This is a genomic window from Acidovorax sp. GW821-FHT09B03 (genome assembly GCF_059418305.1).
The window spans coordinates 91,878-116,003 of the sequence record NZ_JBWKPP010000017.1; the positions used below are offsets into that span (position 1 = coordinate 91,878).

General features: G+C 68.6%; 21 protein-coding genes. 9 read left to right on the top strand and 12 right to left on the bottom strand.

Features of this window, described 5'->3' with window-relative positions:
* The first annotated feature begins 5 nt into the window (after nt 1–5).
* From AC07PA_RS25050 to AC07PA_RS25060, 3 genes are all read left to right on the top strand, one after another.
* Nucleotides 6–1,520, top strand: a complete 1,515-nt coding sequence (locus AC07PA_RS25050) for a tripartite tricarboxylate transporter permease (RefSeq protein WP_494609084.1) — start codon at nt 6–8, stop codon at nt 1,518–1,520.
* A 467-nt stretch (nt 1,521–1,987) separates the two neighbouring features.
* Nucleotides 1,988–2,632, top strand: a complete 645-nt coding sequence (locus tag AC07PA_RS25055) for a DUF6806 family protein (protein WP_035204089.1) — start codon at nt 1,988–1,990, stop codon at nt 2,630–2,632.
* A 58-nt stretch (nt 2,633–2,690) separates the two neighbouring features.
* Nucleotides 2,691–3,227: a M48 metallopeptidase family protein gene (locus AC07PA_RS25060; protein ID WP_494609083.1), complete on the top strand. Its 537-nt coding sequence runs from the start codon at nt 2,691–2,693 to the stop codon at nt 3,225–3,227.
* Between the two features lie 53 nt (nt 3,228–3,280).
* Here the strand turns inward: AC07PA_RS25060 and AC07PA_RS25065 are convergent, their stop codons facing one another.
* The 3 genes from AC07PA_RS25065 to AC07PA_RS25075 all read right to left on the bottom strand — a co-directional run bounded on the left by AC07PA_RS25065 (nt 3,281) and on the right by AC07PA_RS25075 (nt 6,628).
* A complete protein-coding gene (locus AC07PA_RS25065; protein WP_157405899.1) occupies nt 3,281–3,943 on the bottom strand; it encodes a TonB family protein in 663 nt (220 codons plus the stop codon).
* A 47-nt stretch (nt 3,944–3,990) separates the two neighbouring features.
* Entirely contained in the window at nt 3,991–4,869 is an 879-nt protein-coding gene (gene murI, locus AC07PA_RS25070) for a glutamate racemase (RefSeq protein WP_494609082.1), read from the bottom strand.
* 205 nt (nt 4,870–5,074) lie between these two features.
* On the bottom strand, nt 5,075–6,628 hold the full coding sequence (locus AC07PA_RS25075) for a fumarate hydratase (RefSeq protein WP_494609081.1): 1,554 nt from the start codon (nt 6,626–6,628) through the stop codon (nt 5,075–5,077).
* Between the two features lie 186 nt (nt 6,629–6,814).
* Here AC07PA_RS25075 and AC07PA_RS25080 point away from each other — a divergent pair, with 186 nt between their 5' ends.
* A complete protein-coding gene (locus AC07PA_RS25080) occupies nt 6,815–7,642 on the top strand; it encodes an inositol monophosphatase family protein (protein ID WP_494609080.1) in 828 nt (275 codons plus the stop codon).
* On the opposite strand, the gene AC07PA_RS25085 is transcribed toward AC07PA_RS25080, so the two are convergent.
* Nucleotides 7,639–7,992: a hypothetical protein gene (locus AC07PA_RS25085; RefSeq protein WP_494609079.1), complete on the bottom strand. Its 354-nt coding sequence runs from the start codon at nt 7,990–7,992 to the stop codon at nt 7,639–7,641. The genes AC07PA_RS25080 and AC07PA_RS25085 overlap by 4 nt on opposite strands.
* A gap of 276 nt (nt 7,993–8,268) precedes the next feature.
* Nucleotides 8,269–10,422, bottom strand: a complete 2,154-nt coding sequence (locus AC07PA_RS25090) for a putative bifunctional diguanylate cyclase/phosphodiesterase (RefSeq protein WP_494609078.1) — start codon at nt 10,420–10,422, stop codon at nt 8,269–8,271.
* A gap of 643 nt (nt 10,423–11,065) precedes the next feature.
* Here AC07PA_RS25090 and fumC point away from each other — a divergent pair.
* Complete coding sequence (gene fumC / locus AC07PA_RS25095; RefSeq protein WP_494609077.1) at nt 11,066–12,451, top strand: class II fumarate hydratase; 1,386 nt, start codon at nt 11,066–11,068, stop codon at nt 12,449–12,451.
* A gap of 172 nt (nt 12,452–12,623) precedes the next feature.
* Here the strand turns inward: fumC and AC07PA_RS25100 are convergent, their stop codons facing one another.
* Entirely contained in the window at nt 12,624–13,499 is an 876-nt protein-coding gene (locus tag AC07PA_RS25100; protein WP_494609076.1) for an NAD(P)-dependent oxidoreductase, read from the bottom strand.
* Between the two features lie 121 nt (nt 13,500–13,620).
* On the opposite strand from AC07PA_RS25100, the gene AC07PA_RS25105 reads away from it, so the two are divergent.
* A complete protein-coding gene (locus tag AC07PA_RS25105; protein WP_494609075.1) occupies nt 13,621–14,427 on the top strand; it encodes a helix-turn-helix domain-containing protein in 807 nt (268 codons plus the stop codon).
* On the opposite strand, the gene AC07PA_RS25110 is transcribed toward AC07PA_RS25105, so the two are convergent.
* From AC07PA_RS25110 to AC07PA_RS25135, 6 genes are all read right to left on the bottom strand, one after another.
* On the bottom strand, nt 14,424–15,311 hold the full coding sequence (locus AC07PA_RS25110) for an SMP-30/gluconolactonase/LRE family protein (RefSeq protein ID WP_494609074.1): 888 nt from the start codon (nt 15,309–15,311) through the stop codon (nt 14,424–14,426). The two genes, AC07PA_RS25105 and AC07PA_RS25110, sit on opposite strands and share 4 nt — an antisense overlap.
* Nucleotides 15,289–16,101, bottom strand: coding sequence for an NAD-dependent epimerase/dehydratase family protein (locus AC07PA_RS25115; protein ID WP_494609073.1), 813 nt, complete (start codon nt 16,099–16,101; stop codon nt 15,289–15,291). Before AC07PA_RS25115 ends, AC07PA_RS25110 begins: the two co-directional genes overlap by 23 nt.
* A complete protein-coding gene (locus AC07PA_RS25120; protein WP_494609152.1) occupies nt 16,094–16,825 on the bottom strand; it encodes a ribonuclease activity regulator RraA in 732 nt (243 codons plus the stop codon). The genes AC07PA_RS25115 and AC07PA_RS25120 overlap by 8 nt, the downstream gene beginning before the upstream one ends.
* Before the next feature lie 8 nt (nt 16,826–16,833).
* The gene (locus AC07PA_RS25125) at nt 16,834–18,033 is read right to left on the bottom strand and encodes a mandelate racemase/muconate lactonizing enzyme family protein (RefSeq protein ID WP_494609072.1); all 1,200 of its coding nucleotides are present in this window, start codon (nt 18,031–18,033) and stop codon (nt 16,834–16,836) included.
* 19 nt (nt 18,034–18,052) lie between these two features.
* Nucleotides 18,053–19,042, bottom strand: coding sequence for a Bug family tripartite tricarboxylate transporter substrate binding protein (locus AC07PA_RS25130; RefSeq protein ID WP_494609071.1), 990 nt, complete (start codon nt 19,040–19,042; stop codon nt 18,053–18,055).
* A 94-nt stretch (nt 19,043–19,136) separates the two neighbouring features.
* On the bottom strand, nt 19,137–19,787 hold the full coding sequence (locus AC07PA_RS25135; protein ID WP_494609070.1) for a GntR family transcriptional regulator: 651 nt from the start codon (nt 19,785–19,787) through the stop codon (nt 19,137–19,139).
* A 102-nt stretch (nt 19,788–19,889) separates the two neighbouring features.
* On the opposite strand from AC07PA_RS25135, the gene AC07PA_RS25140 reads away from it, so the two are divergent.
* The 3 genes from AC07PA_RS25140 (at nt 19,890) to AC07PA_RS25150 (ending at nt 24,048) form a co-directional block, all read left to right on the top strand.
* Nucleotides 19,890–20,879, top strand: a complete 990-nt coding sequence (locus AC07PA_RS25140; protein WP_494609069.1) for a porin — start codon at nt 19,890–19,892, stop codon at nt 20,877–20,879.
* A gap of 100 nt (nt 20,880–20,979) precedes the next feature.
* Entirely contained in the window at nt 20,980–22,422 is a 1,443-nt protein-coding gene (locus AC07PA_RS25145) for an aldehyde dehydrogenase family protein (RefSeq protein ID WP_494609068.1), read from the top strand.
* Between the two features lie 69 nt (nt 22,423–22,491).
* Nucleotides 22,492–24,048 (top strand): glycoside hydrolase 5 family protein, encoded by a 1,557-nt coding sequence (locus AC07PA_RS25150; RefSeq protein WP_494609067.1) that lies wholly within the window; start codon nt 22,492–22,494, stop codon nt 24,046–24,048.
* Nucleotides 24,049–24,126: the final 78 nt, after the last annotated feature.

Consider the following 24,126-nt stretch of genomic DNA (forward strand, 5'->3'; position numbering starts at 1 on the left):
TCGCCATGGACGTTCTCCACAACCTTGCGTTCGGCTTCAGCCACGCACTGACACTGCAGAACCTGATGTTCTGCGCCCTGGGCTGTACGGTGGGCACCCTGGTGGGCCTGCTGCCGGGCCTGGGCCCGCTGGCCACCATCAGCCTGTTGCTGCCGCTGACCTACTCCATCGACACCACCGGCGCGCTGATCATGCTGGCCGGCATCTACTACGGGGCGCAGTACGGCGACAGCGTGAGCGCCATCACCATGAAAATCCCGCACGCCAGCTCCATCGTGGCGTGTATCGACGGGTACCAGATGACCTTGAAGGGCAAGACCGGCCTGGCGCTGTTCACGGCGGGGGTCTCCAGCTTCATCGGCGGCACGGTGGCCATCGTGGTGCTGGCCTTCCTGGCCCCCAGCCTGGGTGAGGTGGCCTTCCTGTTCGGCCCCGCGGACTACTGCGCGCTGATGCTGGTGGGCTTCGTGTGCGTGAGCTTCGTCACCACCGGCAGCCTGCTCAATGGCCTGGCCATGTGCATGGTGGGCGTGCTGCTGGGCTCGATCGGCACCGACGTCAACAGCGGCCTGGCGCGCTTCACCTTCGACATGCCCTTCCTGGCCGACGGCGTGGGCATCGTGAGCATTGCGCTCGGTTGTTTCGGCATCGCCGAGATCACCAAGAACCTGGATGCACGCGAAGAGCGCTCGCCCTTCAACGGCAAGATCAAGCTCATGCCCACCTGGCCCGAGTTCAAGCGCATCATCCCCAGCGCCCTGCGCGGCAGCGTGGTGGGCTCCATCCTGGGCATCCTGCCCGGCGGCGGCCCGGTGATCGCGCAGTTCGCGGCCTATGCCCTGGACAAGAAGGTCAGCAAGTACAGGCACGAGATCGGCAATGGCTCCATCGAGGGCGTGGCCGGCCAGGCCGCTGCCGACGAGGCCGCCGCGCGCACCAGCTTCATCCCGTTGATGAGCATCGGCATCCCCGAGAACGCGGTGATGGCGCTGATGATGGCGGCCTTCATCATCAAGGGCATCCAGCCCGGCCCGAACATGATCGCCGGCCACCCTGAGCTCTTCTGGGGCCTGGTGGCCAGCATGTGGATCGGCAACTGCTTCCTGCTGATCCTGAACGTGCCGCTGGTGCGTTACTGGCTGTCGGTCTTCAAGATCCCGTACAACGTGCTCTTCCCGGCCATCCTGTTCTTCTGCTGCATCGGTACCTACAGCATCAACAACAACCTGGACGACGTGTTCATCACCGTGGCCTTTGGCGCCCTGGGCTACCTCTTCATGCGGCTGGCGATGGACCCCTCGCCGCTGATGCTGGGCTTCATCCTGGGCCCCATGCTGGAGGAGAACTTCCGCCGCTCCATGCTGCTCTCGCGCGGCAGCTTCGAGGTGTTCGTGAACCGCCCGATCAGCGGCACGCTGATCGGGCTCATCGTCCTGTTCATCCTGTGGCAGACGGTGTCCTTCTTCCGCCAGCGCGGCAGCGGCGCCAAGAAGCTGGAGGCCGAGCCAGCCGCCGCCTGAGCTGGTGTTGCTGGCTTGCTATGAAGAGAGGGGCTGGCCGCCATGGGGCCAGCCCTTTTTTTTGTGGTGTCCACCGGGCGGGGGATGGGGACCGTTGCGCGGCGCCGCCAGGACATTCCCACTCCGGGGGGGCTGGAGCGGTGGCGTCGATTCGGTCCGGCGATCGCTTGCTTAGTGAAGAGCCGTCTGTCTAGGAAAATTCCAGATTGTGAAAAAGCAAGCAAATTTCCTGGCGCGGGCCGGTTCTCTGGATGCCGTCTCCGGCGGTGGCCACGCCGCTCCCTGGCAGGACGGCGCCGCGCAGGTTCCCCGGGACACCCTTGGCGCCATGAGAAAATAGCGCTATCGTGGGGCCGAAAGGATGCGCCAGCGCAAGCACAGGTCCCCATTTTTCCCCAGATCCAGGGCGAGCCAGAGGCATGAGGCTTGCCGATCCCGGCCCCGGGTTCCATTACGATTCGAAAATCATGTCAAGTTACAACGCACCCTTCGAAATCCACGTCCATGGCCAGGTCCAGCTGCGCGCCGATGCCAGCTTCGAACAGATCCAGGAGGCCCTGAAGCCCTTGTGGAAATACGCTGGCGCGCGTTCGCTGGCCGATGGCGCTGCCAGCGCCTACGAGGAAGAGCCCGGCATCAAGTTCGACGCCCAGGAGCATCTGCTCCAGATGTGCTGGACGGTGCGCGGCGACGAGGATTTCCGCCAGTCGCTCGACGAGATGTGCATGAGCCTCAACGAGCTCTCCGAACTGGGCGCGGCCATCGAGGTCACGTTCTACGACGCGGACTTCGACGAAGAGGACGACGACGGTGGCGAGGGTGCTGAGTCGCGCGACGACTTCCTGATGCTCTTTGTGGGCCCCACGCCCGCAGCCATCATGCAGGTGCAGCGTGACCTGCTGGTGCAGGACGTGGTGAACATGATGGAGCGCCACTTCGACGGCGCCGAGCTCGGTGGCGTGGTGGCCGAGATCGACAAGCTGTTCAGCCAGCGTTTCGACGCCCTGGTGAATTCGCTGGAGATCGGCAAGCCACCGCGCGGCCCGGGTGGCGGCGGTTCTGGCGGCAGCGGCCATGGTGGCGGTGGCCGCCGTCCGCGCCACCTGCACTGATCGATCCTGCATCTCACCTGCATCCACGGACCCTTCGGGGATGCAGGGAGCATGACGCATGACGACGATTGCCCCCGCACTGCTGCCCTACCTGCAGTCCTACCCCGCACCCTTGCAGCAGCAGGCCCGCGAGCTGCTCGCCCAGGGCCGCCTGGGCGCGGCGTTGCAGAAGAAATACCCCGCTGCCCATGCCGTGCGCAGCGACAAGGCGCTGTACGACTATGCGCAGGAGCTGAAAAACCGCCACCTGCGCAATGCGGGCACCATCAACAAGGTGCTGTTCGACAACAAGATCCACGTGGTGCGGCATGCCCTGGGCCTGCACACCACGGTGTCACGCGTGCAGGGCAACCGGCTTGCAACCAAGCACGAGATCCGCATTGCCGCGATGTTCAAGCAGGGGCCCGACGAGTTCCTGCGCATGATCGTCGTGCACGAACTCGCACACCTGCGCGAGAAAGACCACGGCAAGGCCTTCTACCAGCTGTGCCAGCACATGGAGCCGCAGTACCACCAGTACGAGTTCGACCTGCGCCTGTACCTCACGCATGTGGAGCACTCGGGCGAGAGGCTCTGGGGTGGCGAACCGGCCTGACTGGCTACTGTGCGCAGGGGCTTGCCCGCTCCCGTGCGCGGGCGGTGCTCAGTTCATTGCCAGTTGCAGCGCTCCTGGGCCGGCACGGGCTCGGGTGCCGGTTTGCCATTGTCGCGGTTGAAATCGAAGCCGGTGATCACGACCAGCCTGCGGTAGCGCTGCGAACCATCGGCCATGGGCCTGGCCGGGGGCGTGCCGAAGGGGGCCGAGGCCTGCACGACCTTGAGCATGTGCTCGTCCAGCGCGCGGTCTTGCGATGACTGCAGCACATCGGCCTGGATCACTGCGCCGTCGTTGGCCAGGGTGACGCCCACCACGCCCTGGCCGTAGAGCCGGTTCCCGTCCTTGCTCGGGAAATGGCGCGTGCCGCAGTCTTCGATGCGCCGCTTCATGCGCGCGTAGTAGGTCTTCATGGGCGCGCTCATGTTGGCGCCGGGCGAGATGTACAGGTCCCGGGGCGGGTTGGCGCGGCCTTCAATCTCGGCAATGCGGGCACGCAGCCGCTGCTTGCGCACGGTCTCCGGCATCTCCGCCAGCTGGCGCTTGAGGTCGCGCAGCATTTCGCGCTGGGCTTTTTCCAGCTCGGCAATCTGCGCGGCCTGCTCTGCGGGCGATGCAGAAGAAGACGGAGAGGGGGGCGTGGCAGGGGCCGGCTGCGCGGCCGCGCAAGCGGCGGCCAGGGCGCATACCAGGGCCATGAGGGGCCGGATTCGCATGGTGGTCATCGTCAATGGAAGGCTGGGAAATCCGGCTGCATGCCGGATCAGAGCGCGCTGTGTTCCGTGGTTTCCGAGGCGATCGCCACGGTCTCGCAGCGGCCGGCGGGCACGTCCAGCCAGCGCTGCGCGGCGGCCTGCAACTGGGGCAGGCCACCGGTGGTGAACAGTTGCAGCGGCGCTGGCGCCGCGCCCGGCCCGGCCAGCAGGCCGGCCCCTTCGAGCAGCCGCCGCGTCTGGCGTGCCACGGGCTCGCCGGTCTCGATGAAGCGCACCGCGGGGCCCACCAGTGCGCGCAGGTCGCGTTCGGCAAAGATGTAGTGCGTGCAGCCCAGCACCAGGGTGTCCATCTCGCCCGCGCCAGTGCCAAAGGCACCCATGGCCCGGATGTAGCGTTCGCACAGCTCCCAGGTCTCGGTGCCCTGGGGGCTGGTGGGCACAGGTTGGTCCACGCTGCGCTCGATGGCATGGGCCAGGCCGTCGCAGGGCTGCACCACGAACTCGGTGGCGCCCTGCAGGCTGGCCAGCAGCTTGCCGAACTTGGCGCTGGTCAAGGTGCCGCGCGTGCCGATCACGCCCACGCGCCCGGTGCGGGTGGCGGCCAGGGCGGGCTTGATGGCCGGCTCCAGCCCCACCAGCGGCAGCGCCGGGTAGCGGCTGCGCACCTCGTGGATGGCCGCCGCCGTGGCCGTGTTGCAGGCCACCACCAGCGCCTTGATGCCATGCTGCTCCAGCAGGTGGCGGGTGATGGCATGCGTGCGCGCGCCCACATAGGCATCGCCGCGCTCGCCGTAGGGGGCATGCGCGCTGTCGGCCAGGTAGACGAAGCGCTCGTGCGGCAGCTCGGCGCGCAGGGCCCGCAGCACGCTCAGGCCGCCCACGCCGCTGTCAAACACACCAATGGGCTGGGAATTCGGGGAGGTCATGGGCGCAGGAGGGAGAGGTCGTGCAATGGATGCCCCGCACTGTAACGCCGCCGGGCCCTCCCTGCACGGAGGGCGGGGTGAAAACCTGGGTGCGGGGCTGGCGAAGGGCAGGGGGTGGCGCCAAAGAAAATCCCCCGGCGGCGCCTGGTGCGCTACCGGGGGATCGAGGGGGCAGCCCGGCCTTTCAGGCCACGCTGTCAGCCGATCAGGCGGCTGCTACTTCAATGCCGCGGAACTCGCCCGTGGCAATGCGCTTTTGCCACTCGGCAGGCCCGGTGATGTGGGCGCTGGTGCCCCCCGCATCCACCGCCACCGTCACCGGCATGTCCACCACGTCGAATTCGTAGATGGCTTCCATGCCCAGGTCCGCAAAACCGAGCACCTTGGCGGTCTTGATGGCCTTGCTCACCAGGTAGGCGGCGCCGCCCACGGCCATCAGGTAGGCACTCTGGTGCTTCTTGATCGCCTCGATGGCCACCGGGCCGCGTTCGGACTTGCCGATCATCGCGATCAGGCCGGTCTCGGCCAGCATCATCTCGGTAAACCCGTCCATGCGCGTGGCGGTGGTCGGGCCGGCCGGGCCCACGGCCTCGTCGCGCACCGGGTCCACCGGGCCCACGTAGTAGATCACGCGGTTGGTGAAGTCCACGGGCAGCTTCTCGCCCTTGGCCAGCATGTCCTTGATGCGCTTGTGCGCGGCGTCGCGTCCGGTGAGCATCTTGCCGTTGAGCAGCAGGGTGTCGCCGGGCTTCCAGCTGGCCACTTCTTCCTTGGTCAGGGTGTCGAGGTTGACCTTCTTGCTCTTGTTGTAGTCGGGTGCCCAGTTCACGTTGGGCCACAGGTCCAGCGAAGGGGGCGTCATGTACACCGGGCCCGAGCCATCCATCACGAAGTGGGCATGGCGCGTGGCCGCGCAGTTGGGGATCATGGCCACGGGCTTGCTGGCCGCATGCGTGGGGTACATCTTGATCTTCACGTCCAGCACCGTGGTCAGGCCGCCCAGGCCCTGCGCGCCGATACCGAGGGCGTTGACCTTGTGGTACAGCTCCAGGCGCATTTCCTCGACCTTGTCGAGCTTCTCGCCGCGCGAGGACTTGGCCTGCAGCTCGTACATGTCGAGGTCGTCCATCAGGCTTTCCTTGGCCAGGAGCACCGCCTTCTCGGCCGTGCCGCCGATGCCGATGCCGAGCATGCCCGGCGGGCACCAGCCGGCACCCATGGTGGGCACGGTCTTGAGCACCCAGTCGATGACGCTGTCGCCGGGGTTGAGCATGATCATCTTGCTCTTGTTCTCGCTGCCGCCGCCCTTGGCCGCCACGGTGATGTCCACCGTGTTGCCGGGCACGATCTGCGCGAAGATCACCGCAGGCGTGTTGTCCTTGGTGTTCTTGCGGTCGAACTGCGGGTCGGCCACCACGCTGGCGCGCAGCGTGTTGTCGGGATGGTTGTAGCCGCGGCGCACGCCTTCGTTGATGGCGTCTTCCAGGCCGGCGGGAAAACCTTGCCAGCGCACGTCCATGCCCACCTTGAGGAACACGTTGACGATGCCGGTGTCCTGGCAGATGGGGCGCTGGCCGGTGGCGCTCATCTTGCTGTTGGTCAGGATCTGGGCGATGGCGTCCTTGGCCGCAGCGCTCTGCTCGCGCTCGTAGGCGCGCGCCAGGTGGGCGATGTAGTCGGTGGGGTGGTAGTAGGAGATGTACTGCAGCGCAGCAGCAACGGACTCGACGAGATCGTCGTACTTGATCGTGGTGGTCATCGTGTTTCTGTCGTGGGCGGAACGGGTGCGTGTCTGTGCACGCTGGCTGCCGCCTGGGACGGCGCCGGGCGCAATTATCCCATCGACGTGCTGACAGGGGGCTGGCACGGGAAATGGCCCCGTTTCGACGACTCGCTGGAGCAAGCGCTAGGATGGCACCACTTCCACCACCTGGCGCCGTCACCCATGGCCTACGCTCCGACAGAGCTTGCATTTCTCGGTGCCGTTCTGGCGGCAGCCGCCCGTGCAGAAATCATGCCCCGCTTCGCGCGCCTGTCCGCCGTGAACCGGCAGCAGAAGACCTCGGCCTTCGATATCGTGACCGAGGCCGACGAGGCGGCAGAGGCCGCCATCCTGTCGGCCCTGCGTGCGCGGCATGGTGATGCCGCGGCGTATGTCGGGGAGGAAGCTGCCGGGCGCGACCCGGCGCTGCTCGCATCCATCGCCACGGCCGACCTGGCCTTCATCGTCGACCCGCTGGACGGCACGAAGAATTTTGCCTCGGGCCTGCCGCTGTTCGGGGTGATGGCAGCGGTGACCGTGGCAGGCGAGGTGGTCGCTGCCGCCATCCACGACCCGGTGCGCGCGGATACGGCCTTTGCGATGAAGGGCGGTGGCGCGTGGATGGAGTCGGCGGGCGGCGAGCGCACGGCGCTGCAAGTGGCGCAGCCCGTTCCGGTGGGGGAGATGGAGTGCGTGGTCGGCACCAACTTCCTGCCGGAGCCGCTGCGCACCCAGGTGAATTCGCGGCTGTCGCGCCTGGGCATGAGCACCTGGTTTCGCTGTGCCGCGCACGAGTACCGGCTGGCCGCCGCAGGCCATGTGCATGCGGTGTTCTACAACCGGCTCATGCCCTGGGACCACGCGGCCGGGTGGCTGCTGCACCGGGAGGCGGGCGGGTACTCGGGCCACTTCGATGGCAGCGCCTACCGGCCGTCGCACACGACCGGCGGGCTGGTCTGCGCGCCCGACCAGCGCAGTTTCAATGCGGTGCGCGAGGCCTTGCTGGCCTAGGCGGGCTCGTCCTCGGCCCCGGGCTCTTCGCTTTCTTCTTCGGGGTACAGGTCCGCATCCACGTCCACCGCGGGTTCGGCAGCCAGTTCGCCGTCGGCATCGTCGGGCGAGAAGGCCTCCATGTGGTCGGGCAGGATGTCGCGGGCCTCGCGGTGCAGGCCGGGCTCCACGCTGGCGCGCTCGCCGGTGCCGTGGCGGTCGGTGTCCATCTCCGGGTCGGCGCTGTACACGCCTGCGCTGTCGCTGCCCGAATCGGATGCATCGCTGGGCCCCATGCTGTCGTTGCCGGTGGCGCTGTGGGTGGGCGGAAGGTTGTCGGCGTCGATGCCGAGGAGGCTGCTGGTGGCCATGGAAATCTCCGATCTGGCTGGCTGGGTGCGCACCGGTCAACGTGAATCGGCACGTCAATGGCGGTGCGGCCACTGTGGTGCCATGGTGCACGCGCCGGGCGGCGTGCGCTGTAAGAACATGCCGATGATTGCTACCGTTGGTCACGCGGGCCGGCGGCCTGGTCGGCAACGCTGGCGGGTCTCGCCCGAAGGCGCCAGCGTCTGTCCGCGAATGCGAGCGGCCCGGGCCCATGCCGCCGTGCAGGGGCGGCCCCGTCAAAGGGGCAACGAGGGGGCTTACAAGCTTCCGATGACGGAGGGCGTGAAGTCCACGGCACCCTCCGGTTTTTCGCCCTGTGACCAGGCGAACAGCGAATCCGCCGGCATGGGGCGGGCAAAAAAGAAGCCTTGCAGCTCGTCACAGTCCATGCCCAGCAGGATGTCGCGCTGGCCCATGGTTTCCACGCCTTCGGCCACCACGCGCAGGCCCAGTGCGTGCGCCAGGCTGACCACGGCGCTCACCACGGCGCGGGCGTCTTCGCTGTTTTCCAGATCGTTCACGAAGCTGCGGTCGATCTTGAGCTGCTGCGCGGGCAACTGGCGCAAATAGTTGAGGCTGGAGTAGCCGGTGCCGAAGTCGTCGATGGACAGGAACACGCCGATGCGCGCCAGCCCGTCGAAGGTGCGCTGCGTGGCCTTGATGTCTTCCATGGCCACCGACTCGGTGATCTCGCACAGCAGCTGCGAGGCATCCAGGCCGTGGAACTGGAGCGCCTGGCCGATGCGCTCGGCCAGGCCGCTTTCGCGCAGCTGGTGCACCGACAGGTTGATGGCCACGCGCATGCGCATGCCGCTGCGTGCCCATTCGGCCGTCTGGCGGCAGGCCTCGTTGATGACCCAGCTTCCCAGGCGCCCGATCAGGCCAAAGCGTTCGGCCAGCGCGATGAAGACCAGCGGGCTCACCATGCCGTGCTTGGGGTGGTTCCAGCGCAGCAGGGCTTCCACGCCGCTGATCTGGCCGCGCGTGCCGTCGATCTTGGGCTGGTAGTGCAGCGCCAGCTCGCCCCGGTCCAGCGCCTGGCGCAGGTCGTTGAGCAGCTCCAACTGTTCGGAGGCATCCGAGCCCATGTGGGGCTCGAACATGGCGTAGCAGCCACCGCCCGCGCGCTTGGCTGCGTACATGGCGGCATCGGCGTTGGCCACCAGCTTGGTGCGCTCGCCATGGTCGGGGTGCACCACAATACCGATGGAGCAGGCGATCTGCACCTTCTTGCCGGACACCTCGAAGGGTTGCGCCAGCGACTCCAGCACGCGGTTGGCCATGCTGACGCAGGCGGCCACGTCGGTCACATCCTCCAGCAGGATCAGGAATTCATCACCACCCACGCGGGCCACGGTGTCGCACTCGCGTGCTTCCTTGCGCAGCCGGTCGGCGGCGCTGCGCAGGATCACGTCGCCCGCCGCATGGCCGAAGGAGTCGTTGATGGGCTTGAAGCCGTCAAGGTCCACGAACAGCACGGCCAGCCGGTCTTCCACGCGCAGGTGGTTGGTGCGGTCCAGGCGCAGCAGGGCGTGGATGAGGCGGTCTTCGAACAGCAGGCGGTTGGGCAGGCCGGTGAGGGCGTCGGCAAAGGCGCGCTTTTGCAGCTCGTCGTTGGCCGCTTGCAGGCGGGTGTTGCTCTCGCGCAGCGACTGGGTGAGCTGCTGCGCCGTGTTCTGCAGCCGCGCGTCCAGGATGGAGGTGAACAGGGTGCTCACCAGCAGCATGCCGGTGGCGATGAGCACCATGGCCGTCAGGCCCGGACCGCCCAGTTCGCCGGCGCTCTGGCACACGGCGCCCACCGCAAACCGGGCCGCCGCCATGCCGGTGTAGTGCATGCCGCAGATGGCGACGGCCATCACGAAGGAGGCGGCCAGCTGGTAGGGCAGGCGCTGGCTGGGCCGCACGCGGCGCAGCAGCTTGAAGATGAGCAGGGCCGAGGCCGAGGCCAGCACCGCGATCAGCACCGACAGCACCACCACCCGGTAGTCCCAGACGATGCCGGGGTTCATGTCCATGGCCGCCATGCCGATGTAGTGCATGCCGCTGATGCCGGCCCCCATCACCAGCGCGCCCAGCGCCAGTTGCATGCGGCCGAAATGCTCGCGGCTGGCCAGCTCCAGCGCCACGCCCGATGCGGCCACGGCCGCCAGCCAGGACAGCAGGGTGGCCCCGCCGGAAAACCCGATCTCGATGGGCAGCTTGAACGCCTGCATGCCCAGGAAGTGCATGGACCAGATGCCTGTGCCCATGACGATGGAGCCCGCCGCCCACCAGGCCAGGCCCACGCGGCGCTGCGCCGTGCGCACGCGCCGGGCCAGGTCCAGCGTGACGTACGAGGCCAGCATGGCGATGGCAAAGGACGCGGCCACCACGAACAGGTTGTAGCTGAAGGGCATGAACGTGTTCATGGAATGGAGCAGGAGAAAAAGGCGGTTGTGGATAGGCAGGTTGCGCCAGCCCAGGCGCGCCGTCAAGAGGGCGTGCCTGTGCTGGAGGCGGAGCCTGTTCACGGTCTCTCTCAGGGCGCGCGCAGGCCGCGGCCGCACCCGGTTGCAGGCCCCAAAGGGCCAACCAGGACATGCATGCCCAGCGCAAGAAGGGGAGGGGCGGCGGGGCTGGCTCCAGGTGCCGGTCGCATGGCATCTGCAGCGCCGCTGCCTGGGGTCCATGGGGCTTGGCGCGCCCAGGGCGGCACGGCCCGGAAAAAGACCGTGAACGGGTTCTTTCTGGGGCAAAGTGTACCAATTTGTTGCAAGATTTGTTGGGGTGCGGGCTCTAGGTATGTAACCGGGTGCCCCAGGTGTGCCCCATTGGGCCCTGCCCATCCGGGCGCCGTGGCGTCACAATCCGGAGGAGCCCGTGTACCGGGTGAGGGGCATTTCCCCGGCTACCGTCCATGCCTCTGGGTTGGTAAATGAGAATTGTTCGGTTTTGCCTTATGCTCCCGGGCGCGCCGGGTTCCCCCCGGCCACCCCTTTTCTCGGCCCGTGGCTGGCGCACCGGGCCGTGCTGTTCCCTGTGGCAGTTGTTTACCCTGGAGTACCGTTTTCCATGACCTCCCGTACCGAACGCGACACCTTTGGCCCCATCGAGGTGCCAGCCGACAAGCTGTGGGGCGCGCAGACGCAGCGCTCGCTGCAGAACTTCGACATCTCGGGCGAGCAGCAGCCGCGCGAGATCATCAAGGCCCTGGCGCAGGTCAAGCGCGCCTCGGCCGTGGTCAACCAGGCCCTGGGCCTGCAGGACGCGAAGAAGACCGAGGCCATCGTGGCCGCCGCCGATGAAGTCATTGCCGGCAAGCACCCGGGCGAGTTCCCGCTGGTGGTGTGGCAGACGGGCTCGGGCACGCAGACCAACATGAACGTCAACGAGGTGCTGGCCAACCGCGCCAGCGAGATCCTGGGCGGCGAGCTCGGCGAAGGCCGCCTGGTGCACCCCAACGACGATGTGAACCGCAGCCAGTCGAGCAACGACGTGTTCCCCACCGCCATGCATGTGGCCGCCGTGGAGGCGCTCACGCACAAGCTGCTGCCCGCGATCGCCAAGTTGCGCGCCACGCTGGACAAGAAGGCCAAGGACTTCGAAGGCATCGTCAAGATCGGCCGCACCCACCTGCAGGACGCCACCCCGCTCACGCTGGGCCAGGAGTTCTCGGGCTACGTGGCCCAGCTCGACCATGGCGAGCGCCATGTGCGCGCCGCACTGCCCCACCTGTGCGAGCTGGCCCTGGGCGGCACGGCCGTGGGCACGGGCCTGAACGCCCCCAAGGGCTATGCCGAGCAGTCGGCCGCCGAGCTGGCGCGCCTGACGGGCCTGCCCTTCGTCACCGCGCCGAACAAGTTCGAGGCCCTGGCCTCGGTGGACGGCCTGGTGCACGCCCACGGTGCCTTGAAGACCCTGGCCGCCAGCATGATAAAGATCGCCAACGACGTGCGCTGGCTGGCCAGCGGCCCGCGCAGCGGCATCGGCGAACTCAGCATCCCCGAGAACGAGCCCGGCTCGTCCATCATGCCCGGCAAGGTCAATCCCACGCAGAGCGAGGCGGTGACCATGCTGGCCGCGCAGGTGTTCGGCAACGACGTGGCCATCAACTTCGGCGGCGCCTCGGGCAACTTCGAGCTCAACGTGTTCCGCCCCATGGTGGCGCACAACTTCCTGCAGAGCGTGCGCCTGCTGGCCGACGGCATGGTCAGCTTCAACGACCAGTGCGCCGTGGGCATCGAGCCCAACCGCGAGCGCATCACCGAGCTGGTGGACCGCTCGCTGATGCTGGTGACCGCGCTCAACACCCACATCGGCTACGACAAGGCCGCCTACATCGCCAAGAAGGCACACAAGGAAGGCAGCAGCCTGCGCGAGGCCGCCGTGGCCTCGGGCCATGTCACGGGCGAGCAGTTCGACCAGTGGGTGGTGCCGGGCAACATGGTCGGGCGTTGAGAGGCTGACAATCTTTCGCCCATGCCCGCCTTGCACGCCAAAACACCCCGGCTCGTCGTTGCAAATGCTCGCCATAGCCCGCGCTATGGCTGTGCTTTGCGCCTGGATCCGGTGCGTTCTGGCGCGCCCCTCGGACACGGTCAAAAAATTCCCAGCCTCTGAGTCCGTTCGCTCAGCGGTTCGCGCGCATCACCTTGACCACGGCGGCCGCTTCCTCGTCGGCGTAGCCGGCTTCCTCGGCCTGGCGGAAAAGTGTCTCCGCGAGTTCGGGCACGGCGGCGTGGATGCCGCTGTCGCGCGCGTGCTGCGCGATGCGGCGCGTGGCGTCGATGGAGATGCGCAGCGGGCTTTGCGTGATGGCGAAGTCGCCGCTGTGGATCACCTGGCCCTCATGCTGCAGGAATTCGCCGAACGAGGGCGCGATCTTGTGGATGATCGTGCCGTAGTGCGCGACGTCCAGGCCCTCGGTCTCCGCGATGCGGGCACCGTGGAAGAAGCCCACCGTGGCGCCATAGACATAGGACAGCGTGGCGAAGTCCATGGCCGAGGCGAGGGACGCGCGCTCGCCCAGGTAGGCAATGCCGCCGCCGAAGACCTGGAGCACGGCCAGCGCGCTGTCGAAGGCCTGCTGTGCGCCCGACACCAGCACCGGGGTCGTGGGCGCACCTATCTGTTCGGGCGCGGCCTGGATGGCGCCGTCCAGGTGCAGGGCACCCTGGCTGCGCACCCAGGCGTCCATCTCCAGCGCCTCCCGGGGGCTGCCGGTGGTCAGGTGGACCACGGTGCGGCCCTGGAGCGCCGCGCCCACGCCCGGTGACAGCAGGATGGCGTTGGCCACCTCGTAGTCCTTCACGCAGACCACCACCACCTCGCTGGCAGCGACGGCCTGGGCCACGTCCTGGTGCAGGGTGGCGCCCTGGCCGACCACCTCGGCGGCAGCGGCGGGCGAGCGGTTCCATACGCTCACCGCATGGCCTGCCTGCAGCAGCAGGGCGGCCAGCTTCTTGCCCATCATGCCCATTCCGATCACGGTCGTTGTCTTGTTCATAGCAAAAGCCTTTCGTGGAGTAACGCCAAACCGCGGACACAAAGTGCGCTCGCGGCGACAGGCCAATAATCGAAAAAATCGCTTTGCCGGTCGCGCACGAACGGCTGTTTGGAGAGCACGGATGGACGAATCAGCTTTGGCAGTGGTACCCGGCCGCGCCGGCCTGCAGGTGGACTTGGTGGAGACACCGGGCGGTGTGGTCGAACTCAGGCCGCTGGCGGACCTGCGCATCCGCGTGCACTCGGGCGAGCCGGTGCAGGGCATCTGCGGCGCGCAGCGCTTTGTCTACACGCGCGGTGACGTGGACATCGTTGCCGCCGGGCAGGCCGACATCTGGCACGAAGATGGGCCCGGCCGCTCGGTGGTGCTGCGCTTTTCTCCGGCGCTGCTCGAGCGCACGGCGCAGGAGGCCGGCCTGCCCGCCGGCCGCGCCGCCCTGGCGCCACGCCACCAGTTCCAGGATGCGCACCTGGCGCACATCGCCTGGGCGCTGGAGGCCGAACGCCAGGCCGGCTCCCCCAACGGCCGGCTCTACGCCGAGAGCCTGGGCACGGCCCTGGCCGTGCACCTGCTGGGCCGCTACACGCTCGCGAAGAAGGCACTGCCCAGCCTGTCCGCGGCGCAACTGCGCCGGGTGGTGGACTACATCGAGAACCGGCTGGACGAAGACCTCTCGCTGCCGGTGCTGGCGGAGGTGGCGCACAGCAGCGTGTCGCACTTCAAGACCTTGTTCAAGCGCTCGCTGGGCGTGCCGGTGCACGAGTACGTGGTGCAGCGCCGGGTGGAGCGCGCCAGCGCGCTGCTGCGCCAGGGCCGGCTGCCGGCCAGCGAGGTGGCCCTGGCGGCGGGCTTTTCGCACCAGAGCCACATGGCACGCAGCATGCGGCGCGTGCTCGGGGTCTCTCCGAGCGCGCTGCGCGCGGCCTAACGGGGAATCTGCAGCCTGAGCAACGCGCCGTCGTGCGCCGTGGGCTCCCAGCCCGGCCGCACCAGGCTCGTGACCCACAGGTCGCCCGCCGCGCCGAACGCGCACATGGTGGGCGCGCGGCAGGGCAGGGCGATGCGACGGTGCCGCGTGCCATCGGGCGCCAGGATGTTGAGGGCGCCTGCCGACACACCGGCAGACCAGTAGCGCCCGGTGGCATCGACCTGCGCGCCATCGGGTCGGCCTTCGGCCTCGCCCAGGTCCGCGAAGGGGCGGGGCGCGCCCATCGTGCCCTCGGCCTCGTTCCACGCTGCCTGCCAGACCTGGCCGCGAAAGCTGTCCGAAAAGTACAGCGTGCGCGCGTCGGGGCTCCAGGCGATGCCGTTGGCCACCACCAGGCCGGCATGCAGCTGGCGCACGGCGCCGCTGTCACCCACGCAGTACAGGCCGCCGCTGGCCTGCTTGTCCGTCCGGTCGTCCATCGAGCCCACGATGAACCAGCGCCCGCTGGGTGAGCGCTTGCCATCGTTGAGCCGGTTGCCTGGCGGCTCGTGTGGCGCCAGCGAGCACACCGTGCGGAATGCGCCCGTGTGCAGGTCCAGGTCCACGATGCGCTGCTGCAAGGCCAGGCGCACGGTGCCGTCGCCCCACAGCGCCAGCGCGCCCACCACCTCGGGCAGCTGCCAGCGCGTGAGCCGCTGGCGCGCAGGTTCGAGCCGCAGCACCTGCTGGCCGCGCACGTCGATCCAGTACAGCGCCTGCTCGCCGGCGTGCCAGGCCGGGGACTCGCCCACGCGGTTGCCCACGGGCCAGACCTCGATGGGGCCGGTGCCCGGGTGCTCCTGCACGTGGGGGGCGATGGGCTCAGAGGAATGGGGTGCGTGCATTGTCGAAACCCGCTGCGGCAAAGCTGCCGCCCTGGAAGTGTTCGGCGACGGGGTCGCCCGACTGCACGGATTCGAGCGCTGCGATGTGCGGGTCGGCCGAGTGGACGGGCCGGTAACCCAGCGCCCGGGCCCGCTCATCGTTCCACCATGACCGGCTGTTGGCCGATGCACCGTAGACGATCTCGTGCACGTAGTCGGCCGTGAGGCCCACCTGCACCAGCTGGGCCAGGTCTTCCGGGTGGATCCAGTGGCTCAGCGCGCGGGCATCCGCAGCCGCGGCGCTGCAGTGGCCGATGCGCAGGCCGAAGCCGCGCACGCCGTGCTTGATGGCATACATCGCGGCCAGCGCCTCCATGAAGACCTTGCTCACGCCATAGCGGCTGTCGGGCAGCGGCGGGGCCGTGCCGTCGATTGTCTGGCTGCGCGGGTACAGGCCCACCGCGTGGTTGGAGCTGGCGTAGACGATGCGCTGCACGCCGGCGGCGTGGGCCGCCTCCCAGAGGTTGGCCACGCCCACGACATTGGCCGCCAGCAGCGTGTCCCAGCCAGCCTCGCGCGGGTAGCCCGCGAAGTGCACGACGGCATCGCAGCCCTGCAGGGCCTGCGTCAGCGCTTCGCGGTCGGCCAGGTCCAGCTGGTGCGCGGTCTCGCGCGGGTCCTCGGCTTGCACCGCGGCCACGTCCAGCAGGCGCAGCTCGCTGCACAGGGGCAGAAGGTAGGGCCGGATGGCACGGCCGATGCGGCCGGCCGCCCCGGTCAGGGCGATGGTGCGGGGCAGCGCATCAGTCATGGGCGAGCGGCCACCGGTCGGCGTGTGCGGCCTTCCATGCTTTGTAGGCCTGGCGGCGCTCGGGGTCGATGAGCGGGTAGGTGCCGATCAGGCTGTCACCCGCGCCGATGCGCTCCTCCACCCAGGTCTCGTAGATGGTCTGCACATAGGCCTCGTGTGCCACGGCGTCTGCAATGTGGCGGGGGATGCAGACCACGCCCTCGGCATCGCCCACCAGCACGTCGCCCGGGTACACGGAGACACCGCCGCAGGCAATCGGCAGGCCGATGTCGATGGCGTGGTGGCGGATCAGGTTGGTGGGGGCCGAGGGGCGCTGGTGGAAGGCCGGGAAGGGCATGGCCGCGATTTCCGGCGAGTCGCGGAAACCGCCGTCGGTCACCACGCCCGCCACGCCGCGGCGCATCAATCGGGTGACGAGGATGTTGCCCGAGGACGCAGCCGTCGCATCGCCGCGGCTGTCCATCACCAGCACATGGCCGGCCGGGCAGGTCTCCACGGCCACGCGCTGCGGGTGCGCCGGGTCGTCGAAGGCGTCGAGGCCGTCGAGGTCCTCGCGCGCCGGGATGTAGCGCAGCGTGAAGGCCAGGCCCACCATGCGGGCTGTGGCCGGGTTCACGGGCCGCACTTCCTGCAGGAAGACATTGCGAAAGCCGCGCTTGAACAGCACCGTGGTCAGGGTGGCGGTGGATACGAGCCCCAGGCGGGGCAGGGTGTGGGTGTGCAGTGCTTGTGTCATGGGTTCTTCAGGTCTCGTCCGATGCGTGCCCGGGGGCGACGCGCTTGCAGGTAAACAGATTCGTGGTCGGTGCCGGCATTCCAGCCGCCGGTGGCCAGGCCGACATTGCACTGGCTCGGGTGCGCGGCGATGAAGTCCTCGCGCAGCCGCACATCCAGGCCCGGCCCGGTGCCCGCCGAAAGGAAGCCGGGCTCCAGGCGCAGGCCGCTGTCCATGACCTGTGCGCGCCCCTCCCAGTCCGGGTCCATGCGCTCGAGCACCAGCGCATTGGGGATGGCGCTGAGCAGGTGCACCATGGCCACTTCCGCGACCGGCCCGAGCGATCCCGAGTGGGGCGCCACCATCACCGACAGGGCCTCGGCCATGCCGGCGAGCTTCTTGATCTGCGTGATGCCGCCGAAGCGCCCGCCATCGGGCTGCACCACGTCGAGCAGGCCCTCGGCCAGGAAGGGCTGCATGTCCTGCAGCGTGGCCAGGCGCTCGCCCCCGGCCAGCGGCAGCGCCACCTTGTCGCGCACCAGGCGCCAGCCGCGCATGTCGTCGGGCGCGACGGGTTCTTCCAGGAACAGCAGTTTCAAAGGCTCCAGCTCCCGGCCGATGGCCACGGCGTCGGCCGGCGCCAGCCATGGCGGCCCGTGCAGGTCGCACATCAGGTCGATGTCGGGGCCGATGGCGGCGCGCACGGCATGGGCGCGCTCCACCACCTTGGCGATGCCGCCGACCTTGATGCCCTGCGCGCCTGCTGCCACGGCCGCGCGTGCCGCTTCGGGCGTGGCGGCATGCACGTAGAACGGCACCTGGCTGCGCGTGGCGCCGCCCAGCAGTTCGTACAGCGGCACGCCCAGCGCCTGGGCCTTGAGGTCCCACAGCGCCATGTCGATGGCGTTGATGGCGCCCATGCCCACCACGCCGGTCTGGCCGTGGCCCATGCAGGCCACGCGCATGCGTTGCCACAGGCGCTCGGTGCCGCGCGCGTCCTCGCCCACCAGCAGGGGGGCCAGGTCCTGCACGGCCGCTGCCACGGCCCGGGGCCAGCCCGAGCCTTCGCCCGTGCCCACCAGCCCGTTGTCGGCCCGCACGGTCACGAACAGCCAGTTGCGCGAGGTCGCCAGGGCCGACTTGCCCGTGCCCGTCCACCCCGTCTGCGGCGGAGCGCCCGCCTGCATCAGGTGGCAGCGAATTTCTTGGATCTTCATGGGGTTCCTTTGCTCTCTCTCACTCGGGCTTGATGCCCGCGTCCTTGACCACCGATTGCCAGCGGGCCAGCTCGCGCAGGTAGAAGGCCTGGAAGTCCTCGGGCTTGCCGCTGGTCACGACCTCGGAGCCGAGCTGCGCCACGCGGGCACGGAAGGCCTCGCTGGTCGCGGCGGCGACCACCGCTTCGTGCAGGCGCTTGACCACGGGTGCAGGCGTGCCGCCCTTGACGGCGATGCCCTGCCAGCTGCGGATATGGGTGCCGCGTGGCAGCTTCAATTCCTCGGCGCTGGGCACGTTGGGCAGGGATGGGATGCGGCTGCTCTGCATCACCGCGACCGGGGTGACCCGGCCCGAATCGATGGTGGCCTTGAGCGAGCCGGACATGAGGTCGAACATCAGGTCCACCTGGCCCGCCATCAGGTCCTGGTTGGCCGGGGCGCCGCCCTTGTAGGGGATGTGCAGCATGTCGACCTTCATCTCGCGCTTGAAGAGTTCCATGGCCAGGTGCGAGGAGGTCGCCACCCCGCCCGAGGCGGCCTTGGCTCCGCCCGGGGTGCGCTTGGCCAGGGCCACGGCGTCGGCGGGCGTCTTGATGCCGCTCTCGCTGGAGGCCACCATCAGCACCGGCACGCTGGTGATCTGCGAGACCATCTGCAGGTCTTTCGCCGGGTCGTACTTCACGCCGCCGATCCAGGGGTTGGTGGCGAAGTGGATGGCCGCGAAGACCAGCGAGTAGCCGTCCGCCGGGTTGTTGAGCAGCGTCTGCGTGGCGATGTTGCCCGAGGCTCCGCCCTTGTTGTCAACGATGACGCGCTGGCCCAGGTTCTTGCCCATTTCTTCGGCCAGGGCCCGCGCCACCGTGTCGGCGCCGCCGCCCGGCGCAAAGCCGATGTACAGCGTGATGGGCTTGTCAGGGAATTTCTGCGCATGGGCGGGGCCGGCACCTGCCAGCGCGCTCAGTGCGGCAAGAGCGGTCAGGGCCAGTCGGCGGGAATATCGGTGTTGCATGGTGTTGTCTCCTTCAGGTTTTTTTGGGCGCAGGCAATCCCGCTCCCCGCCTGGCAGGGAGTGCAGGTATTGCCGTCAGGGAAAAACGGGTGGGCTACGGGCTGGGCAGCATGGCGAGCAGATCCTGGCGGGACATCTCCGCGTGCTCCAGCGCGATGGCCGCCGCACGCTGGCCATCGTTGGCGCGCAGGGCCGCGATCATCTGGCCGTGCTGCACCGTGACCATCTCCAGGCGCTCGCTGCCGTAGCCCTTGCTGCGCCGCACGGCATCGACCAGCGCTGAGCGGCCTTCCAGCATCTCCACCGCCATGCGGTTGCCCGAGATGCCGTCCATGTAGCGGTGGAAGTCGCGGTTGGCGATCACGCAGGCAGGGATGTCCGAGCGTGCGGCCGCGCCCTGGCGCGCTTCTTCCAGTTCCACCAGCCGGTCGATGTCGGCCGGCCTGGCCGCCCCGGCCGCGTCGGCGGCCAGCATGGACTGGATCGCCCCGCGGATCTTGTAGAGCTGGTTGATGTACAGCGCATCCACCGTGGGGATCACGGCGCCGCGGTTCATGCGCATGGCCACCACGCCTTCGCCCTGCAGCTGCAGCAGCGCCTCGCGCACCGGGTTCTGGCTCACCTGGTAGTGCTTGGCCAGTTCCGTCAGCGTGATGTGGGCCCCCAGGGCCCAGACGCCTTCGACGATGTCATTGCGCAACTGATCGCGCAAACGAATGTAGGTGGGGGTGTTGAGTGCGTCCATGTTGCCAGTATATACTCCATTTCAGATTTTATAAAATCCAAAATCTACAATCCAGAACATCGGGCATGCAGCCCCGTTCACAACCCCGAGGAGACTTGAGACATGAAGAAGAACACCACCGTTGTCCGCCACGGCCTGCTGGCCTGCGCCGCCCTGGCCTGCCTGCCCGCCCTGGCCCAGTCGTCCGTGACCATCTATGGCCGCGTCGACCTGGGCGTGTTCCACCAGAACGGCGGCACCACCCCCACCAATGGCGGCATCAGCCCTTCCGGCCCGGCCGCCAACATGTGGCAGGTGCGCCAGGGCTCGGCCGGACGCATCGGCTTTCGCGGTGTGGAGGACCTGGGTGGCGGCCTGGAAGCCGGCTTCCAGATGGAGCACCGCTTCGACGCCGACACGGGCCTGGCGCACAACCCCTACTTCGAGGCGCGTTCCTATGTGTACGTGGGCGCGCCCAAGGCCTGGGGCACGGTGTATGCGGGTCGTGAGTACATCCCCGCCTTCTGGGTGGCGCTCAAGGCCGACCCCTGGGGTTTCGACACGGTGGCCACGCCGGGGCCGCGGCATCTGCTGGCCAACTATGGCGTGCCCGTGAGCGGCATCCGCAGCGACAACACCATCGGCCTGCGCAGCGCCACCTGGGGCGGCTTCTCGACCAACGTGGCCTGGAGCGCGGGCGAGGGCACACGCTCGAACACGGCAGGCGCCAATGTCGAATACACCTCGGGCCCGCTCTACGTGGGCGCGGCCTACGACAGCACCACGGCCCAGCAGAAGATGTGGATGGCCGCCGCGTCGTATGACTTCGGCATCGTGCGCCCGGCCCTGCTGTATGCACGCTCCAGGGTGAACAACGTGGACAGCAGCAACGTCTCGCTGACGGCACGGGTGCCGGTGTCCACCCACCTGGTGAAGCTGGCCGTCTCGCGCCTGGACCCGCAAGGCCCCGGCAATGCGAACCTCAAGCTGTCGGTGGGCTACGAGCACTTCCTGAGCAAGCGCACCTCCATCCTGGCCAACGTCGGCAGCGCCAAGCAGGACAGGCTCACGCGCACCACGCTGTTCGACATGAGCGTCAAGCACAACTTCTGACCCCGGGCGCCGCTGCGCGCTTGCCAAGGCCTTGCGCGCGCACCTTTGGGGGTGCGCGTGCTGTCCGTTGCCGACCGTTCCATTCCACACCGCCCCCGCCATGCACTGCGAATCGCCCACTTCCTCCCATGATCCTGCCGCCGACGCGGCGCTGGCCGCCCCGCTTTGGGCGGCCAGCGACCCATCGACCCGGGCCGCGCTCCTGCAGGCGCTGGCCCTGGTGCTCGAACAGCACCGCGAGCCCCTGGTGGCGCTGGCGCATGAGGAAACCCATCTGGGCGCCACACGGCTGAACGGGGAGCTGGACCGCACCTGCTTTCAGCTGCGCGCCTTTGCGGACCTGGTGCTCGCGGGTCGCCTGCACGCGGTGGAGCACGACGCTGCGCTGGACGGGGCGCCGCCGCGCGGCAGGCCGGACATGGTCCGCCTCCTCGTCCCCCTGGGGCCGGTGGCCATGTTCGCGGCCAGCAACTTTCCCTTCGCGTTCTCGGTGCTGGGGGGCGACACCGCGTCGGCGCTGGCCGCCGGCTGCCCGGTGGTGGTGCGTGCGCACCCAGCCCACCCGCGCCTGTCGCGCGCCGTGTTCCAGCGGGTGCAGCAAGTGCTGCAGGCGCAACGTCTGCCCAGCGGCCTGGTGGGGCTGGTGGACGGTGCTTCGGTGGAGCACGGCGCTGCGCTGGTTGGCCACCCTGCCATCCAGGCCGTGGCGTTCACGGGGTCCCAGCGCGGCGGACTGGCGCTGCAGGCCCTGGCCTCGCAGCGGGCCGTGCCGATTCCCTTCTTTGGCGAGCTGGGGTCGGTCAATCCCCTGGCGGTGTTGCCCGCGGCCTTTGCCGCCCAGGCGCCCGAGGCGCTGGCGGCCCAGCTGGCTGCGTCGGTGGCGCTGGGCATGGGCCAGTTCTGCACACGCCCCGGTGTGGTGGTGCTGGTCGATGGCGAGGCGCCGCGCCGTTTCATCGGTGAACTCGCCCGGCAGCTGGCCGCGGCGCCCACGCACCCCATGCTCACCCCGGCCATCGCCCAGGCCTACCTGGCTGCAGCGCAGGCCCTGCGCCGCAACGCCGCCGTGCATCTGCTGGTGGAACCCGCGCCCGAGCACATGGGCCCGCTGCTCGCCACCGTGCAGGCCGACCATTTCATGCGCCAGGCGGACCAGGCAGCGCTGCGCCACGAAGTCTTCGGGCCTGCGGTGCTGGTCGTCGTCTGCGAGGACGAAAGCGCGCTGGCCGCCGTGTTCGCGTCCATGGAGGGCGCCTTGGTCGCCACCCTTTGGGGGGCCGAGGCAGATTCCGCGCTGGCCCGGCAGCTTGTTGCCGTGGCAACGGCCCGCGCCGGCCGGGTGCTGTTCGGCGGTGTGCCGACCGGCGTCGCGGTCACGCGCGCCCAGCAGCACGGCGGCCCCTGGCCTTCTTCCACGCAGCCAGCCTCCACCTCGGTGGGGCTGCACGCCTGCGAGCGTTTTCTGCGGCCCGTGGTCTACCAGAGCGCACCTGCGTGGGTTCTGTCCGGGCTTGCCATCGGAAAGGAGCTGACCCACCCCTGAGCACTTCGCGCAACCACCCCTGGCCTCGTACACCTGCGGGCCGCCCAACAACGACTACAGGAGACAACCATGACTTGGAATCTGAAAACCACTGCCCAGGCGCTCGCCCTCGCCGCCTGCGCCAGCACCGCCTTCGCCCAGCCGGGGCCCGGCTTCGGCCTCATCGGCGAGATCAAGCCGCGCAGCACGGCCGACATGGTGGCCGCCGGCATCACCAGCCCCTTCGGCATCGGCGGTGAGACCACCGACCGGGGGTTCAGCACCTTCGACAACTGGAAGGACTACCTGGGCCCGCTGGGCGCCTCCAAGGTGCGCATCCAGTCGGGCTGGCACTTCATCGAGCCGGTGATCACCAGCCCCGCGACCTACGACTTCGCCAAGCTCGACGCCATCGTCAACGGTGTGCGGGCGCAGGGCGTCAAGCCCTTCGTGTTCCTGGGCTATGGCAACGAGCAGGCGGGCTGCACCAACTGTGGCACCAAGGGCCTGGGCGGTGCGCTGCCCACGGGCACCGGGCGGCAGAAGTGGCTGGACTTCGTGCGCGCCACCGTCACGCGCTACAACCAGCCCACCGTGAAGGTCAGCGACTGGGAGATCTGGAACGAGCCCGATGGCCATGTGCCCGCGGCCGACTACGCCCAGCTGGCAGTGCAGACCGCGCAGCTGATCAAGAGCATCCAGCCGGGCGCCAAGATCACCATCGGCTCCTTCACCACTGGCGTGCTGGGTGGGGCCACGTCCGATGGCTACCTGTACGCCCAATCGGTGGTGAACTACTTTGCCGACAACAAGGGTGCGACCGTGCCCAATGCCGACGTGTCGGTGGGCTTTCACCCCTACTGGGGCCTGCCGGACTATGACTCCTACCCGTCCCAACTGACCAGGTTCGATGCGCTGCGCACGCTGGTCGAGGGCCGTGGCTTCAAGCTGCGCCAGGGCGAGAACGGTGCGCCATCGAGCGCCTGCCAGTACTTTGCGCTGTGCGAGGGCGCGGCCTTCGACGAGGCGAACCAGGCCAAGTACATGCTGCGGCGCATGCTCGGCGACTTCTCGCGCGGCATCGAGACCAACATCTTCACCATCGTCGACCTGCACTACGATTCGACCAAGAACACCAAGGGGCTGTTGCGCACGGGCACCTGGCAGTACAACCCGAATCCGGCCTCGGGCCCCAAGAACGGCGACCAGACCGTGCAGGGCCGCAAGATCGCCTATGGCTCCTACCAGAACGTGACGGCGATCTTCGACAACCGCCTGCAGCGCATCGCCAACCACGGCTGCACCGCGCCCTACGGCCACACGGTGCATGCGTACTCGCGCAACGATGCGGGCGTGGTGCGCAACATGCTGGTGGTGTGGAAGAAGACCACCGAGCTGCCGACCGCCACGGCGGGCACCGCGCCCATCACCATCAGCTGCACGGGCTTTCACTTCCCGCGCTATGCGCAGAGCAGTACGCTGCGCCCGCGCTTTGCGGACCTGCTCGATGGCAGTGTCTACCAGCTCACGGACACCAGCGTCGTTGTGAACAACAACGCGGGTGCCAACAGCGTGCAGGTGAAGAACCTGCCCGTGGGCGACTACCCGGTGGTGATTGCCGACCAGGGCCTGGTGATCTTCCAGTAAGAGCGGCTGACAAAACTCTTCTGGCGTCGTTGCTGCGTCTTGCCGTACTACCCGTACTGCCTGCGACGCAGCGCCTGG